This is a genomic window from Clostridium thermobutyricum DSM 4928, assembly GCF_002050515.1.
Taxonomy (GTDB): Bacteria; Bacillota; Clostridia; order Clostridiales; family Clostridiaceae; genus Clostridium; species Clostridium thermobutyricum.
Map to the genome: position 1 here is coordinate 43,490 of NZ_LTAY01000023.1, position 17,767 is coordinate 61,256.

Below are 17,767 nucleotides of genomic sequence, written 5' to 3' on the forward strand. Positions count from 1 at the left end.
ATTTTTAACTTGTAGTAATTTATATATAATAATTAATAAACCTTATTAATCTAAATCTTCTCTTACTAAAGGCATACTCATACATCTTGGGCCTCCTCTACCTCTTGAAAGCTCTGATGATGGTATTACATGAATTTTTATACCATTCTTTTCTAATAATTCATTTGTTACATAATTTCTTGAGTAAACTATAACTTCTCCTGGAGCAATTGCTAATGTATTAGAACCATCATTCCATTGCTCTCTTGCAGAAGCAATTTTATCTCCATCTCCACATCTTATTAATGTTATTTTTCTATTTAAATATTTGCTTAAAATATTTTCTAATGTATCTACTTCTTGTGTGGTTTTTAATCTTGTTTTATCATTTTCATCAACAGTTAATGCATAAACATTCAATGGACCAACTATTTCAGGATGTACAGTAAATTTATTGTAATCAACTTGAGTAAATACTGTATCTAAGTGCATAAATGCTCTGCTTACAGGTATTTTAAAAGCTAAAACAGTTTTAAAATTTGTTTTTCCACTTAATAAAAGTCTTTTAGCTACTTTTTCTACTGATATTGCATCAGTTCTTTGAGAAATACCTATAGCAACTATATCCTTTGATAAAATTAATTCATCTCCACCTTCAATACAAAAATCCTCATCTCTATTAAACCAATAAGGTATCTCTTGATCTTTAAATCTAGGATGATATTTAAATATATATTTAGCAAATATAGTTTCTCTTGATCTTATGTTTGTTCTCATATGATTTAAAGTTATTCCATTTCCAATAGTTGCAAAAGGATCTCTTGTAAAATATAAGTTTGGTAATGGATCACAAACAAATGGATAATCATTGTGAACTTGATTACAAAGTGAATCTTTATGATAGTGACTTATTTCTTTTTTTCTTACTCCTGCCATCATTTTAGAAATTACGGACTTATTATCTTTAAAAGATAAAAAATATTCTTTAAGTGATTCTTTTAATGATTCACTTTGAATATTAGCTTCTTTGATAAATTCATCAATAAAAGCATCCTTAACTTCTTGACTAGTTCCCATAGCTTCAGCTGCTAAATCAACTAAATAAAGTACTTCTACTCCAGCATCACGAAGAACTTGTGCAAAAGCATCATGCTCTTCTTGTGCAAGTTTTAAGTAAGGAATATCATCAAATAGAAATCTTTCTAATAGACTAGGTGTTAAATTTTCAATTTCTTCACCAGGTCTATGTAGTAAAACCGTTTTTAACCTACCAATTTCTGATGTAACATTTAAACAGTTTTTCATAACAATCACCTCATTTTTAAATTTTTTTATGAAATAGCTTTAAAAGTAAAACAATTTAAATTATCATGTAAACAACTTTTATCTTAAAAATCATCTATCGTTTACATTAGCTTTATTGCTTGCTTTTCTGAAAGCTTGTCCATACCCACATTGTATTCCCATAAGTAATTTTCCGAAAATTCAAATAAATTTTATCTAATTGGAATTAAACTTAATTTTTATAATTTAAATCTAAATATCTCTATTTTTCTTTAATTATCTACCATATTTCCCAAATTTAATATTTATACAAATGATATATTATTTAATTCAAAATTTTGTATATTATTTATCATTTTCAAATATATACATTTATTTTTCAATTTTTATTAATACTTTTATTTATTTTTTAAATGTAACCCTATACATTATATTTTTAATTTTTTGACTATTTTTTCATAAATTTTCAATTTATGAAAATGTATAATTTTATAAGTTATTGAATTAGAAATTTATAAATTATATACATTTATTTACCATTTTTGCATAAAAAAGTTTTTTTGTATAAATATTCAATTTATAAATTTTTATTAATCATATATTTTAATGATGTTTTCTAAAATAACAAAAAAAATTAGCTATCTTAAAAATAAGATAGCTAATTTTATACATTTTCTATGTTAACATAACTAACACCTGGAATTTCATTTATTTGATTTAACAGATTCAAAGTATTTACATTTTTCTTGCATCTAAACCTACAGTTTATATGATAACGCTTGCTTTCTTCTAATCTTTCAGTTTCTGTGTTGAAACTTAATATATGTAATGAGTTTCTTCCTAATAACTCTATTAAATCATCTTTAGGCTTAGAAGTAAAAATTATTTTTAATTCTATGACTTTATGAGAATTAAGTTTAAAAACTCTCTGCAATATTTCAAGTCCCACTAATACTGCAACAGTAGTAATAATTGCTATCCAATATAATCCTGCTCCTGATGCAAGACCAATTGCTGCCGCAACCCATATCCCAGCTGCAGTTGTTAATCCTCTAACCACTTTTTTATTTATTATTATAGTTCCTGCACCTAAAAATCCTATCCCACTTACAACTTGAGCAGCTATTCTGCTTGGGTCAACTGCTATATTATTATATATAACAACATCAGTAAAACCATATTGAGATACTATCATTATTAATGCACTACCAATACCAACTAAAAAGTGAGTTCTAAGTCCTGCATCTTTTGATTTTAATTCTCTTTCAATTCCTATAATTCCAGCTAATATTCCAGCAAGAACAAGTCTAATTATTATATCATGTATGCTGTATATTGGACCTGTTATTGGTTTTCCATTCATTTTATTACCTCCTTCAAATCATATTTTAAAATATAGATATAACTTTATTTTTATTAAATTATTAATCTATTAGTTTAAAGTATATATCATATTATATATATATTGTAAAACTTCTATATTTATTTACTATTTATTTTCAATTTAATATAAAAAGATGCTATATTCTCTAAAAACTAGCATCTTTTATAAAAACTATATTTTTCATTATATAACTTAATTCTCCTTTCAAGAGTACATGGTTTACAATCATAACTTACTGTTGTTTTTAATATAGCATAATTATAAATATCTAAAATAGCTTTTATATCATCTTTAGCTGATTTTCTTATCTTAACCTATCCTAAATTCTTTCTTATTTCATTATAATTTATTTTTGCTCTTTCTATTCTCCGTGCATTGTCCCACTGTCTAGCTAAATCATTAAAATCCATTTTTATTAACCCCTACACTTAAATCTTTATATCAAATTATTATTTAATTTATGTATACCCTACTATCTAATTTAAAACAATTTAAATTTATTTATCAATAATAATAAATTTTAAAAGAGCAGTATTAAATACTACTCTTTTATATTAACATCTTTCTTCTTCAAATATTGGTGAATTTATTAAAGTTGCAACTATAAATTCATGTCTATGTCCATCTGCCATTCTTGTAACAGCATAAACAAAGTGTATATGCCTACCTTCTCCTACAGGAATTGCAGGTCCAGTACAAACATCTATAATATGATAATGATCAAAGAAGTCTGTTTTAGTTTTTATTTTATGAACATGACTATTTCCTTTTCTTATAGCTTCTCCAGTAACTCCAGCAAATCTATGATTATGAACATCATCTGAACCTCTTTCAGCTAGTCTTGTGCTTCCTAAGAATTCATGAACATGAAATTGTCTTTCTTTTTCGCATCTTGACATAAAATCAACTCCTATATTTCTTTATAATACATAATATACAAATTGTAGATATTTGTTACTAAATTTATAAATATAAAAAAATTAATATTTAAATTCTATATTATATAAACTTAATAGACTCTTAATTGAAAAAAATATAGTTATTTATATTAAATCAAGTGAATTTTTCATTTTAGTTAAATAAAAGTATTATTACTTGAAAGTATTCTTTTATGAGTTATAATTATAGAAATTAATAATACATAAAAGTGAAAGGAATTTAATATGATTATTGAAATACTCAAGCTAAGTATAGTATTTACTATAGGAATAACTTTAATTTTAATAGTTTTTGGGCTTATAATAGGGCAAATAGAAAGAAAAAGTAATAATTTAATATACAGAACTTTTGGAAGATATGGAATAATTCTTACTGGAATTATTGGAACTACAGTACATGAATTTAGCCATTATATAATGTGTAAAATATTTTTACATAGAGTAGTGGAGGTTAAATGGTTTTCTTTAAAATTAAATATTGGCGGAGAATTAGGACATGTAAAACATACATTCAATCCTAAAAATATATATCAAAGAATAGGTAATTTCTTTATAGGAGTGGCTCCAATACTTATAGGCACTCTTATTATAATAGTAATTTTAAGGCTGTTATTACCAAATACATATTTCAATATAACAAATAATATAGCTATAAAAGAAATTTCAGGTTCTATAAGCAATTTAAACTTTATTGGATTTTTTAAGGAATTAGGACATGAATTCTTTACAATAATTAAATTTTTATTTTCTATAGAAAATTTATCATCATTTAAATTTTGGATTTTTATAATTATATCTTTTTCAATTAGTAACCATATGTCACTTAGCAAAGCTGATATTAATAATTCATTAGATGGTATAGGATTTCTATTTTTATTAAGTTTATTTATTAGCATAGTACTCGTTTTACTTAAAATAAACTTTTATAGCATTTTAATATATGTAATTACTTTTAATTGCTTACTTATATCATTTTTATCAGTAGGATTACTTTTTTCTATAATATCTTTAATACTTTCAAGTATTATTGGTTTTAAAAGTTATTTATAAAAAAATACCACTATTTAAAATAGTGGTATTTCTTATATTCTATAAATATTACTTTTCTGTTTATACTGTCAAAATAAATATAAAAACTAATTATTTCTATATTTATTTTATCTAATTAAGCTCACATATTTATCTACATAAGTTTATAAATCTATATGTAATTTTCATAAATTTTATTTTATATTTCCATTTAATTATTTTCATTATTATGGTATAATTTCTATATATTTCAAATAGTAGTGGATGGCTACGGAGGTTTTGGACATTTTAATCTCCTTGGACTATTGATGATATATCATCATAGCAAGGAGGTGGTATTGGATATGCAAGATTTATTATTTTTACTTATATTAAGTTTTGTCACAATCTATATTGTTAGATTAATTTTAAATAATAATCTTTTTATTCATTATTTAAAGATTACAATTAAATTTGTTGGTCTTGATATTGAAATTAAAAGCAAAGAAAAAAGTGCCCCATCCGACAAAGAATAGCACTTTTTCTTCAAATTAATTTTCGATTAATTTAATTCAGTAGCCCTAAAACAAAAATAAATGTTCTGAGACTAAGCTTAGTGTTACCAGCACTAAGCTTTTCTTATTTATATTATATCAAACTATTCCCAAAAATAAACCTATTATATTAAATTTTAGATATTTATATAATAAAATTACTATATTTTTAATTTATAATTTTTATAATAACTAAAATTTCTTCTTCTTTATATTTTTAAACTTCATTTACTATCAACTTGTTCCAATATTTTTTCTCTATAAATAATTTTTTAAATGCTAAAATTAAAAAACTAACCATATTAAAAAATATGGTTAGTTGAATATTTAAAATATTATAGTTTTTATCCTATATTATATATTTTTCTATTGCTAATTTATATCAAGTGCTATATCAAAATTAAAATTTCTATATTTACTGGTATACTCTCTATCTACTAGCACCATCTTCTACATTTACATCTACATTTACATACATAAATGCGACAATGTTTTCTACATCTATCTTCTTTGCAGCAATGTCTTCTGTTTTGCCATTTATCTTCTTTACAATGATGTCTTCTATCTCTGCATTCATCTTCTCTGTCAAAACAATCTTCTTTGTCTTCCCAACAATTTCCGTTGTTTTCCCATTTATCTTCTTTGCAGTGATTTTTTCTATCTCTACATTTATCTTTTCTATCAAACCAATTTTCATTGTCTTCCCATTCATCATCTTCCCAGTAATTTCTTTCGTTTTCCCATCTATATTCTTTGCAGCGATTTCTTCTGCTCATACATTTATCATCTTCTGAATAATACATAAAAACACCTCTATACATAATTTTTATTAATTAATCTAACAAAACATTAGATTAATTAACTTATATTATATTATATTATATAAATTTTTAACTAAAATGTTACTTATTTCCTATATTTTCTAAATAATTATTCTTTTAAAATATATTCTTAATTTAAATTAGATGATACTATTAATCTAATTAAATTTAAAATAAAAAAAAAGTTCTAAATATAATAGTTAGAACTTTTTTATTTTAATTGATTTATTTAGTTGTACTATTATTAGTAGTTGAACTATTACTAGTTGATTTATTGTTATTTAAAAATTTATTAAATTGATTTAATTCTTTATTTCCAGCATTTATTGTATTATCTATACTTGTAGTATATTTTTTTACATCGCTATTAGCTTTAGCAATTTGCTCATTAGCTATTTTTACTTGATTGTATTCTGTTTCATAAGCTTTTTTATAATTATCTAGTTGTGTATTTTTATCATTTAATGATTTATTTGCTTTCGCCAAATCATTTTGGGCTTTTTCTAGATTATTTGTATCAGTTTCTAATTCTTTTTGATCATCTGTTAACTCTTTTTCTAATTTAGCTATTGTTGCATTTGCAGTATTTAATTTATTTTGTAAATCTGAATTACTTGATTGTAAGTTTTTTATTTTATTATTTAAATCTGATATTTGTTTATTTAATGATTCTATTTCTGAAGCTTGTGTTGCATACGCTCCTTTTTCATTTTTTAATTGATTAGTTAAATTTTCAATTGTATTTTGATCTTCTTTTATTTCACTATTTTGCTTATTTATTTGATTTTGTAAAGTTATTTTTGATTTATTAATAGTATCTATTTGATTTTTTAAGGAAGAAATTTTCTCATTTAAAGTGTTTATATTTCCTTTTAATGTAGTTATTGTATTCTCTGCACTTTTCATAGCATTTACAGAATTAACTTCATAAACTTGTACATCAGACTGAGCTTTTTTCAAAGCCTGATCTCCATTATATTTATTTGCATATAACAGCGCTATTGATATTCCCCCCACTGCTAATATGGTAGCTGCACTCAGTGCAATTGCTTTTGCTCTTATCATCTTATCTTTCTCCTTTGTTTATATATTTAATCTTACTATTAAATTTTAAGTTGTAATAGTATTTTCTAAATTTTTACTATTACTTTGATTTTCGTTTTTCTTGTTTATATCACTTTTATTTTCCTTTACATACCAGTACCAAGGTTTAGTAGGATTTTGTAATATCTTTGCAATTTTTTTAGATGTCTTTATACTATATCCCCAATAATGTAATAAGGTTGCTATTATTTGTGATTGCTGTTTAGAACTCATATCTTTATAATCGGAATTTCCTTTAACTATAGATAATGCATCTAATAAATTTTTAATCTTTTGATTTAATTTTACTAATTCATTAGTTAGCAAATTTTTTTCATTTGTTAATTTATTATTTTCATTAACTAATTCCTTATTTTTATTTTGTAGTTGTCCATTTTCTTTTTGTAGTAATATAAGCTTTTTCTCTAAAATTTCATTTTTAGATTCTTCACTTTTTAATTTATCTATATTTTCTGAATTTGATTTTTCAAGAACATTATTTTTTTTAGTTAATTTATCATTTTCATTTTTAATATTATTTATTATGTTTTCATTTAGTCTTATAGTGCTGTTTACTTTATCAACATAGTTTGATACATTTTGATTTGTGATAGCAAGTTGATTTTCACTATTTAATTTTGAAGCATTTATTATAGCTATACCTGATCCAGAAATAGCTAATGAAGTTGCTAAAAATCCAATAATTATTTTATGCTTAATCACTTTAATCCCCCTTCATCTTATGTAAATATTTTCACGCATTATTTAATATATACTTTTTTATTTAAATAGTCAATTTTTATTTAATCATTATAAAAACACTATTAATTTTATGATTTTTATTTTTTAATAATATTATAAATATTTAAAATACTATTTTATAAACCAAATATATTACTACAAAACTTAGTTATTATTTAAATTTATTAATTTTACAATTTAAAATTTTAAAATATGTTTGCTATTTAAATTAATTTTTGATTATTTATTAAAATTATATATAAACTAAAAGCTTTGAAAGTTCTATTATTACTCTCAAAGCTTTTAGTTTATTTTTATTATATATTCTATAATTATCCTTACTATATCATTTTTTCTTTTTTTAAAAATATTGTAAATTTTATAATAAGTTTAAACTCATTATTTTAAACTCATTACATTCAACCCTGAATCCTCATTAAAGTATCTAGTTACTTCACCTTCTATTTCTGTCAAAATAATTTCACATACTGCTGTTACTGTTCCTTCAACAAAATGTCCTCCATAAGTTATACAGTCCTCACCACTAAAATTTATATGCATATGAAGGTATGGATCGTTATCTTTAGTTGTTAAGTTTCCAATTAAACTAGTTATTTCATATTTTTTATTAAATACAGTTTCATTATAAACTTTTGTTTCTAAATTAAAATATCCTATTCTTATATTTGTTGCTGCTCCTATCGCAGAAATAGATGCAAGCTTAATTTTATTTATTTTAGAAAACTTTTTGATAGAATCTATTATTTTTTCACCTTTATCTATTCTTAAAATCCATGTATTATTTATTTTTTTAAATTCCATTTTTAACACCTCAAACTTTAACGTATTTTATTATATTTTTATAAATCAGTAAAACAGTATAAAAAATTTTTTAAACAATTTCTTTATAAAATCTTTTTTGTAAAATCATATATAATGACAACTCTTCTTTACTAAATTGTTTAAATCTATAAAAAGAACCCTTTAAAAAATTTTAAAGAGTTCTTCTTATTAGTGAAAATTTTTATTTATTGAGTAAGTCTGTCGTTTAAATATATTAAATAAATTTCATTTTGGGCTAAAAATTTATTTTATATATCAAGATTCGTCTATTAATAATTAAGCGTCCTTCTTCCAGCTTGGTTTTTTGCAAGCATAAATTATTAATGGAATTATGAACATAGCTGCTGAAGCTATTACTTGGAATGAAATATATCCTAATGGATTTATTCCTTTTAGTGGTATTAAACTTGCTATTATTGTTAAGAAAACACCAATTAATGCAAGAATTGCTACAAACCACATTGTTCCTTTTCCACCTAATTTAAATGGTCTTTCTAAGTCTGGTTTAGAATATCTTAATTTGATAATTGCAAATATCATTAAGATGTATGCTAAACAGTAAATTATTGTAGTAGTAATTGTAATCATTACGAATGCAGTGTTTACGTTTGGTACTATTACATAAATAAAACCTAGTAAAGAAATAACAATAGCTTGAATTAAAACGAAAGTTACTGGTATACCTTTTTTAGTTCTTTTTTGGAATACTTTTGGTAATAATCCTTCTTCTGCAACTTTAATCATTGCTTTTGATGGTCCAAGAACCCAAGCAGATAATTGTGCTAATATACCAATAGCAATCATCCATCCTATGATATTTGTGAATATCATTGGAATTCCTAATGCTTTAAAGTATATTGAGAATGGTTGTAGAATATTAGAGAACTCCATAGTTCCATTTGGAACAGCATTTGCCATAGTTAAACCAGTGATTAAGTTTAAAATTATGATAACTATTAATGTGAATATTACAGCTACTGGATAATTTTTCTTTGGATTATCAATATTATTTGCGTGAACTGAAGAAATTTCAATACCAGCAAATATAAATACAATAGCTGAGAATAAAGTTAATGTTCCACTATTATGGAAATTAGGTACTACCTTACTAGCTGAGAATCCACCAGCTAAGTATCCATGAGGGTTTATTCCAAATTTAGCTAAGTAAATTAATCCTAAGATTATTAATAAAGCAAATGGAATATAAACTCCAATGATTGCTCCCCAGTTACCAACTACTTTAACCATATCAAATTTCATGTTAAGTAAAGTTACTAACCAGTATCCAACTATTATACATATAAATATGAATATGTTGCTTTGAGCAAGTTTTGGACTACCAACTCCGTATCCAATCATAACTCCAACTGTTGAAGCTATCATAACCATTCCGAAAAACATTTGAACCCATAAAAGCCATGATGTTACGAATCCAAATCTTTCTCCGAATGCTTCTTTAACCCAAACTTGAGGACCTCCTTCCTTAGGATATGCAGTTGCAAGTTCAGCTGCAATTAATGCTATTGGAATAGCGAATAATACTACTGCTGCGATAAGGTAAGAAATTTGTGTCCAACCAGTTGCTGCTAGTGTAGGAACACTTCTTACAGTACCAAAGAAAGCCATAGTAATACCAATTAATTGTACTAGACTAAGTTTTTTACTCTTCTCCATAGTAACGACATCCTTCCCACTCATATATAATTTTTTATCTGAAGATTCCTCGAAAATCTTCATATGCTAATTATAGATACATAATTATATATTATCTAACCCCAAAATATATATTTTTTTTATAAAATTATACTCTCATCTGATTTATTGTTTAGTTAAAATCTGTTTTTTCACTAGTTTTTTATAGGTATAGATATTTTTAACTATTAATTCATTAATGCCCCCATAATTATGTAAATATTTCATTCATTTTCTCTATTTTTATTAAAATTTTATCTATTTTCAATATAATTTATTTAAATTTTCAACAATTTATAAGTTTTTAATAAACCTTCAACTATAAAAAATATAATAAAAAAGGACAGATTAAAATATAATTTATTCTGTCCTTTTTAATATTTAATTTATCTACTAATTATTTTAATAATTCTAATACTTGCTTAGCTACATCAGCACCAGAAGCAGGATTTTGTCCTGTAACTAAACGTTCATCTGTAATAGCAAATGGAGCCCAATCTTCAGCTCTTTCATATTTTGCACCTCTTTTAACAAGCTCATCTTCTGTTAAAAAAGGAACAAGTTTATCTAATTGAACTGCTATCTCTTCGCTATTTGAAAATCCAGTTACTTTTTTATTAGCTATTAAATAACTTCCATCTTCATTTTTTATATTTAATAGTCCAGTAGCTCCATGACAAACTGATGCTACTATACCATTATTATTATAAATATCTATAGCTATCTTAGCTAACTTTTCATCATTTGGAAAATCCCAAACAACACCATGTCCACCTGTATAATATATTGCTGAATAATCTTCTACTTTTATTTCATCAACTGATAGTGTATTTCCTAATTTATTCATAAAGTTTTTATCTGTATAGTATTTCCAATCAACTTCAGTCATAAAGTCATTTTCTAAACTATGAGGATCGATTGGAGTATATCCTCCTTTAGGGCTTACATAATCAATATCATATCCCGCTTTCTCTATTTCATTTACGAAATGAACAGCTTCTCCTAACCATAATCCTGTTGGTCTTGGATAATTATCATATTTAGATACATTTGTTACAACTACTAAAATCTTTTTCATCTTATTTTCTCCTTTGTTTAAATTAATATTTTCAATATATATTTTTTAAATTAAAAGTTTTCTTCTTAATTATATTAATTATTATAATTATCTAATAAGCTATCTACAAGTACGCACTTTTTGTTTACTAACTTATAAAAAGTAAAGTATAAAAATTTATTATATTAAATCTAATAATAAATAAAAGGAATTAGATTTCTCTAATTCCTTTTTATTATGTTAGATTATTTTACTACAAATGATAAACAATCTGTACATTCAGTCATTTTTGGATCTGATTCATGAGTTCCAACTTCTATTGCATTTAATGTACAATAGTTTTCTGCATTAGCGTGGTGCTTGCATTGTTGAACTGAACATTTTATTGAAGGATTCTTTTCCATTTAAATCCCCTCCTTTAATTAAATTACGATTTTATTTTGTCTCTAAGAAGGGTTTTTTATTCTTAAAATTTAATTTAATATTTTCCAATACTTCTAAATAAATAGAAGCCCTCTAAAGAAGGCTTCCATATTTATAATATATAATAAGTAGTTTTTATTAAAATCTATTGTCTTGAAATAAATTTCCAAGCCCACCTAATACACTTCCTTCTCCAACATCTTTTCCTCCACCTTGAGGAGCTGCTGCAAAGACTTTAGAAGCAAGTCTACTAAAAGGTAAGCTTTGTACCCAAACATCTCCAGGTCCTGTTACTGTAACAAAGAAAATTCCTTCTCCACCAAATAAACTATTCTTTATTCCACCAACATATTGTATATCATAATTTATGTCCTTAGTCATAGCAACTAAACATCCAGTATCAATCTTTAAAACTTGTCCTGGAAATAAGCTTTTCTTAACTATAGTTCCACAAGCATGTATAAAAGCCATACCATCACCTTCTAATTTTTGAAGAATAAATCCTTCTCCTCCAAAAAATCCAGCTCCAAGCTTTCTTTTAAAATCAATTCCTACACTTACACCTCTAGCTGCACATAAAAACGCATCTTTTTGGCAAATAATTTTTCCACCATATGCTCTTAAATCTACAGGAATAATTTTTCCTGGGTATGGAGATGCAAAAGCAACTTTCTCTCTAAGAGGTCCACCATTAGTAAATGAAGTCATAAAAAGACCTTCTCCACTTATAGCTCTTTTAGCAGCTCCACCAAGCATACCAAAAAGTCCACCAGATTTTTTGCTTCCATCACCAAATATAGTTTCCATTTGAATATTTTGATCCATCATCATCATGGCTCCGGCCTCAGCAATTACAGATTCCCCTCTATCAAGTTCTATTTCTACAAACTGCATATCATCGCCATAAATTTTAAAGTCTATTTCATCATTATACATAAAAAAACCTCCTATTTTTTATTATATTTTACACTAATCTATTTCAATATAAACTTAATTTTTAGTTAAATTTTTATTTTTATTATTATATACCTTAATATTTATTAAATTTATATATAATAGATTTAAAAAAAATATTATTTTTTAATATATATCAAATATTTTTTTAATTTATCAAATAATATAATAATAAATTGTTTTCAATTTTTATATTTATAAAACAATTTAACTTATAAAAAACTAAAAGATTATCTTTATAACTTAATATGAAAAATAATTTTTAAAAATTTCAAGAAGCATATTATTTTAAAAAATTAAGAATTTATGTCGAAAAATTAAGTTGTTTAAAGAATAAGCCTATAATTCCTTTAAAATATCAAAATTCAATATGTTGTATGAAAATAAATTTAGTAGTACAATATTCTGTGTCTTTCAGGACATAATAAACAAACTGTAGTGAAAAGACTTACATTTTGTTAAAGATAATTTTAGGAGTGGTTTTAAGTGGACGTAATAAAAAGAGATGGAAGTAACGTAGAATTTAACAAAGATAAAATAAATGAAGCTATAACAAAAGCAATGAAAAATGGTAGTGGAATTTACTTACCAGACATAGCTAAATTAATAGCTGATGATGCTGAAAAATACTTTATTGAGCAAAATGATATTGCTACAATTTATAAAATCGAAAGATATGTATATGATAGATTAGTTCATTACGGTCAAATAGAAACCGCTAGAGCTTATGAAGGTTATAGAGCTGTACAAGAATTTAAAAGAAATACTAATACTACAGATGAAAGTATCTTAAATTTATTAAGTAGAAAAAATGAAGATGTAATGAATGAAAATTCTAATAAAAACCCAGTAGTAGCTGCAACACAAAGAGATTTAATTGCTGGTGAAGTATCTAAAGATATTTCTAGAAGAAAATTAATTCCAGCTTACATAGTTCAAGCACATGATGAAGGAGCTATTCATTGGCATGATATGGATTATAGTTTATCACCAATGTTTAACTGCTGTTTAGTTAACTTAGAAGATATGTTTTCTAACTCTACTGTCATTAATGAAAAATTAGTAGAAGAGCCTAAATCATTTAGTACTGCATGTACTGTAGCAACTCAAATTATTGCTCAAGTTTCTTCTAACCAATACGGGGGACAAAGTATTACTATAAAACATTTAGCTAAATATCTTAAAGTAACTGAAAATAAAGCATATAATCATTATTTAGAACTTTTACATGATGAAGAATTAGCTAAGAAATTAGCTTTAGATGCTAAAATGAAAGAACTTAAAGATGGTATACAAACTATAAGATATCAATTATCAACTTTACAAACTACTAACGGTCAAGCACCATTCTCTACAATTTATTTAGAAATAGAAGTTGGTCATCCTTATGAAGAAGAAATGGCTTTAATTTGTGAAGAAATGATTAGACAAAGATTAGAAGGAATGAAAAACTATAAAGGACAAGAAATTGGTGAAGCATTCCCTAAATTAGTATACTTATTAGATGAACATAACTGCCTTGAAGGTGGAAAATATGATTATATAACTAAACTTGCAGCTAAATGTACAGTTAAAAGATTAGTTCCTGATTACCAATCAGCTAAAATTATGAGACAAAATTATGAAGGAAATGCATTCCCTCCAATGGGTTGTCGTTCACACTTATCTCCTTATAAAGATGAAAATGGAAATTATAAATGGTATGGAAGATTTAACCAAGGTGTTATAAGTCTTAACCTTCCTCAAATAGGAATATTAGCTAAAGGTAATATGGATTTATTCTGGAAAATATTTAATGAAAGATTAGAATTATGTAAAGAAGCATTACTTACTAGACATAAAATGTTACTTGGAATAACTTCTGATTCTAGTCCTATTCACTGGCAATATGGAGCAATAGCTAGACTTAAAAAAGGTGAAAAAATAGATAAATTACTTAAAAATGGATATTCTACACTTTCATTAGGATATGTTGGATTATGTGAATTAACTTATGCAATGCTTGGAGTTAGCCACACAACTCCAGAAGGAGAAAAATTTGCTTTAGAAGTAATGAATCACATGAATAACAAATGTAATGAGTGGAAAAATGAAACTGGATTAGGATTCAGTTTATATGGAACTCCAGCTGAAAGTTTAATATATAGATTCTGTAAAATTGATACTGCTAGATTTGGAAAAATAGAAAATGTAACTGATAGATTATATTATACAAATTCATATCATGTTCATGTATGTGAGGAAATTGATGCATTCTCTAAATTAAAATTTGAATCACAATTCCATAATATATCTCTTGGTGGATGTATTTCATATATAGAAGTTCCAGATATGAGCAAAAACGTTGAAGCTATTGAAGATGTAATAAACTTTATTTATCACAATATTCAATATGCTGAAATAAATACAAAACCAGATGTATGTTACAAATGTGGATTTACAGGTGAAATCCAATTAAATAAAGAGGATTTAACTTGGCATTGCCCTTCTTGTGGAAATAGTGACCAAGATGAAATGCAAGTTATGAGAAGAACTTGTGGTTATATTGGAACTAATTTCTGGAATAAAGGTAGAACTCAAGAAATCGGAGAAAGAGTTTTACATCTTTAATAAACATTTTGAGTGTTTGAGTATTTCAAACACTCTTTACATATCAACAAAAGTTAAATAATTAAATGAATTTTTAGAAAAATACAAGGGGTGAAAATTTATGAATTATGCACAAATAAGAAAGTTTGATGTTACAAATGGCCCTGGTGTTAGAACAACTTTATTTGTAAGTGGTTGCACTCATAAATGTGATGGATGCTTTAATGATAAGCAACAAAATTTTAATTATGGTAATGAATTTAATAAAGAAACTGAAGATGAGTTTATAAAATATACTTTAAATCCACAAATTAAAGGTGTTAATATACTTGGCGGAGAGCCAATGCAACAAACAAAAGATAATACTTTATTGAACTTATTAAAAAGAATAAAAAAAGAAACAGCTAAACCTATATGGTTATGGTCTGGATATACATACGAACAAATTATAAGTGATCCTAAAAAGTTAGAATTATTAAATCAAGTTGATGTTTTAATAGATGGAAAATTTCAAATAGCTAATAGAAATATAAGCTTAAAATATAGAGGCTCTTCTAATCAAAGAGTAATAGATGTTAAAAAATCTCTTAAAGAAAATAAAGTAATTACAATAATATAAATAAAAAAGACTCTAAATAGATTTATATATTATTTCTATTTAGAGTCTTTCATTTATATTAAGCTTCTCCATATCCTGATGCAAAATATAATATTCCAATTTTTTGACCTTAAAATTAAAAAAGTAAATCCCCCTATCACCTTTTAATTTGACCCTTAATTAAGTACTATTTAATTCACATAATAATATTATTTATATATAATACCATATTTTGTTAAGTAAATCTTCACGATATATTTTTTATTTTCATTCTTCCATTTTACACACTTTGCTCCTTTATTTAAATCACACAAAGCAAAAGCTGAGAGTATTTCCTTGTTTTCTATTTTTTGTTTTAATTTTAATTTTAAGTTCATTTTCATCCTGTAAAATTACTTTATTAGAAAAATTATACAAAGGAGTTTTTTTTATGAATATTTTTATAAAAAAGTCTAAAATTTTTTGGTTATGTGTATTTCCTTTTTTATCAATTTTAGGTTCGATCTACTCAATATTTGATCCTAATTGGGGACCACCACTCCAAACATTTTCCAATTCAAATACTACTGGAAGCTTGATTAATTTATTCTTTAGCTTATTTATAACTATTTTATTATATTCGATTTACTTATACATAGGAATTGTATTTTTCAGAAAAAGAATTTATATTTCTTATAAGATACTTGCCTTTATAAATTTTTTTTGGTTTGGACTTAATACTATAGCACTTTTATATTTTACATTTTTAAATATGCCAAGTACAACAAAGCCAATTTCTTTCTTTTCTAATGCAATACTTTACTCAGTTATTATAGTCTTTCAAATAATAGACATTTATTTATTGGTAACTTATAATAATAATCAAAAAAATTTGATTACTACTCATAGCTAAATTTAATTTTCGGCCTCTAATCATTATTTAGAGGCTTTTTTATTCGTAATTTAAATTAATATCCCAATAATAAAAAATGTTTTCTTCATTAGTTTTACTCTTATATATCAATATATAAATATTTTTATTAATTTACTCTTAGTAATCTATCAATTATTATCTATTCTTTTTATAGAATAAAAGCAAAGATAAAATTTTTATTTTTTACTTTATTCCGCACTAAAAGTTCTAGTAATACATATAAATTTATTGCTATTATCTATAATCTTATCTGTATTAATATTAAGTGCAAATTTTAAATCATCATTAGGTCTTATTTCAACATCAAATTGATGTAAATCATACTTAGGTCCATTTAAATCAAATTTATCTTTCATTACTTTTGCTGTAATTGTTGTCTTTAAAATTGATCTTATCTTATTACTTAATTCATATTCATTACTTTTTTCATTAGGAAATTCTTTTATTAAAAGCTCCGTACTCTTTTCAGCTATATAATCCTGAGCTTCTTCTAATGTAACATATTTTTTATCACTATTTTTCTTTAATTTCCATTCTTCAGCAGCTTCTTTTTCCTTTTCAGCTAGTTCTTTTTCGGTTAACATCTTTGGCTTTTGAATATTAGATGTTGGATTAACTTTTTCTTCGTTCTTCTTAATCTCTAATTTAGTGCCTTGGTTAGTTATATTGTTTTTCTGTTTTTTGTTATAAATAATCGAACTACAAATTATTATAATTATCACAAAAACTATTGCTATAATTATTCCTATAACCTTTTTATTTTTCATTTGTACTCCCCCAAATTTAAAAATCCAAGTTAAATTTTAACATGAATTTAATACCAATATTTAAAAATAAATCTTATTTTTAAATTTATTAACATTACTTATTTATATCTCTATATACATTAATTTTTTAATTTAATAA

At 24.4% G+C, this 17,767-nt stretch carries 17 protein-coding genes; 4 read left to right on the forward strand and 13 right to left on the reverse strand.

The features are described from left to right. Positions 1-45: 45 nt before the first annotated feature. From arcA to CLTHE_RS03210, 3 genes are all read right to left on the reverse strand, one after another. Positions 46-1,284 (reverse strand): arginine deiminase, encoded by a 1,239-nt coding sequence (arcA, locus tag CLTHE_RS03200; protein ID WP_002599585.1) that lies wholly within the window; start codon positions 1,282-1,284, stop codon positions 46-48. Positions 1,285-1,927: 643 nt separating this feature from the next. Continuing rightward, positions 1,928-2,626, reverse strand: coding sequence for an MgtC/SapB family protein (locus tag CLTHE_RS03205; RefSeq protein WP_080021970.1), 699 nt, complete (start codon positions 2,624-2,626; stop codon positions 1,928-1,930). Positions 2,627-3,201: 575 nt separating this feature from the next. Continuing rightward, positions 3,202-3,546, reverse strand: a complete 345-nt coding sequence (locus CLTHE_RS03210; protein WP_080021971.1) for a YmaF family protein — start codon at positions 3,544-3,546, stop codon at positions 3,202-3,204. Positions 3,547-3,810: 264 nt separating this feature from the next. Between CLTHE_RS03210 and CLTHE_RS03215 the strand changes: the two genes are divergently transcribed. Next, the gene (locus CLTHE_RS03215) at positions 3,811-4,635 is read left to right on the forward strand and encodes a hypothetical protein (protein ID WP_080021972.1); all 825 of its coding nucleotides are present in this window, start codon (positions 3,811-3,813) and stop codon (positions 4,633-4,635) included. 317 nt (positions 4,636-4,952) lie between these two features. Beyond that, positions 4,953-5,129, forward strand: a complete 177-nt coding sequence (locus CLTHE_RS16630; RefSeq protein WP_158082650.1) for a hypothetical protein — start codon at positions 4,953-4,955, stop codon at positions 5,127-5,129. A gap of 455 nt (positions 5,130-5,584) precedes the next feature. On the opposite strand, the gene CLTHE_RS03220 is transcribed toward CLTHE_RS16630, so the two are convergent. From CLTHE_RS03220 to CLTHE_RS03255, 8 genes are all read right to left on the reverse strand, one after another. Beyond that, positions 5,585-5,950 carry a hypothetical protein gene (locus CLTHE_RS03220; RefSeq protein ID WP_143324023.1) on the reverse strand — a complete coding sequence of 122 codons (366 nt, stop codon included), beginning with the start codon at positions 5,948-5,950 and terminating at the stop codon, positions 5,585-5,587. Positions 5,951-6,193: 243 nt separating this feature from the next. Beyond that, complete coding sequence (locus tag CLTHE_RS03225; RefSeq protein ID WP_080021974.1) at positions 6,194-7,033, reverse strand: coiled-coil domain-containing protein; 840 nt, start codon at positions 7,031-7,033, stop codon at positions 6,194-6,196. Positions 7,034-7,078: 45 nt separating this feature from the next. Beyond that, a complete protein-coding gene (locus CLTHE_RS03230) occupies positions 7,079-7,774 on the reverse strand; it encodes a hypothetical protein (RefSeq protein ID WP_080021975.1) in 696 nt (231 codons plus the stop codon). A 417-nt stretch (positions 7,775-8,191) separates the two neighbouring features. Further along, positions 8,192-8,614, reverse strand: a complete 423-nt coding sequence (locus CLTHE_RS03235; protein ID WP_080021976.1) for a PPC domain-containing DNA-binding protein — start codon at positions 8,612-8,614, stop codon at positions 8,192-8,194. 297 nt (positions 8,615-8,911) lie between these two features. Beyond that, a complete protein-coding gene (tyrP, locus tag CLTHE_RS03240; RefSeq protein WP_242945609.1) occupies positions 8,912-10,372 on the reverse strand; it encodes a tyrosine-tyramine antiporter in 1,461 nt (486 codons plus the stop codon). Positions 10,373-10,724: 352 nt separating this feature from the next. Continuing rightward, complete coding sequence (locus CLTHE_RS03245) at positions 10,725-11,405, reverse strand: type 1 glutamine amidotransferase domain-containing protein (protein ID WP_080021978.1); 681 nt, start codon at positions 11,403-11,405, stop codon at positions 10,725-10,727. A gap of 224 nt (positions 11,406-11,629) precedes the next feature. After that, positions 11,630-11,788 (reverse strand): DUF1540 domain-containing protein, encoded by a 159-nt coding sequence (locus tag CLTHE_RS03250; protein ID WP_080021979.1) that lies wholly within the window; start codon positions 11,786-11,788, stop codon positions 11,630-11,632. Between the two features lie 157 nt (positions 11,789-11,945). Further along, on the reverse strand, positions 11,946-12,743 hold the full coding sequence (locus tag CLTHE_RS03255) for a TIGR00266 family protein (RefSeq protein ID WP_080021980.1): 798 nt from the start codon (positions 12,741-12,743) through the stop codon (positions 11,946-11,948). Between the two features lie 504 nt (positions 12,744-13,247). Between CLTHE_RS03255 and nrdD the strand changes: the two genes are divergently transcribed. Both nrdD and nrdG read left to right on the forward strand, forming a co-directional pair. Next, a complete protein-coding gene (gene nrdD, locus CLTHE_RS03260) occupies positions 13,248-15,371 on the forward strand; it encodes an anaerobic ribonucleoside-triphosphate reductase (protein WP_080021981.1) in 2,124 nt (707 codons plus the stop codon). A 100-nt stretch (positions 15,372-15,471) separates the two neighbouring features. After that, on the forward strand, positions 15,472-15,969 hold the full coding sequence (gene nrdG / locus CLTHE_RS03265; RefSeq protein ID WP_080021982.1) for an anaerobic ribonucleoside-triphosphate reductase activating protein: 498 nt from the start codon (positions 15,472-15,474) through the stop codon (positions 15,967-15,969). Between the two features lie 188 nt (positions 15,970-16,157). Here the strand turns inward: nrdG and CLTHE_RS16635 are convergent, their stop codons facing one another. Together CLTHE_RS16635 and CLTHE_RS03275 are read right to left on the reverse strand one after the other, a co-directional pair. Then, positions 16,158-16,325: a hypothetical protein gene (locus tag CLTHE_RS16635; protein ID WP_158082651.1), complete on the reverse strand. Its 168-nt coding sequence runs from the start codon at positions 16,323-16,325 to the stop codon at positions 16,158-16,160. Between the two features lie 724 nt (positions 16,326-17,049). Further along, positions 17,050-17,628 carry a hypothetical protein gene (locus CLTHE_RS03275; protein WP_080021984.1) on the reverse strand — a complete coding sequence of 193 codons (579 nt, stop codon included), beginning with the start codon at positions 17,626-17,628 and terminating at the stop codon, positions 17,050-17,052. Positions 17,629-17,767 lie beyond the last annotated feature (139 nt).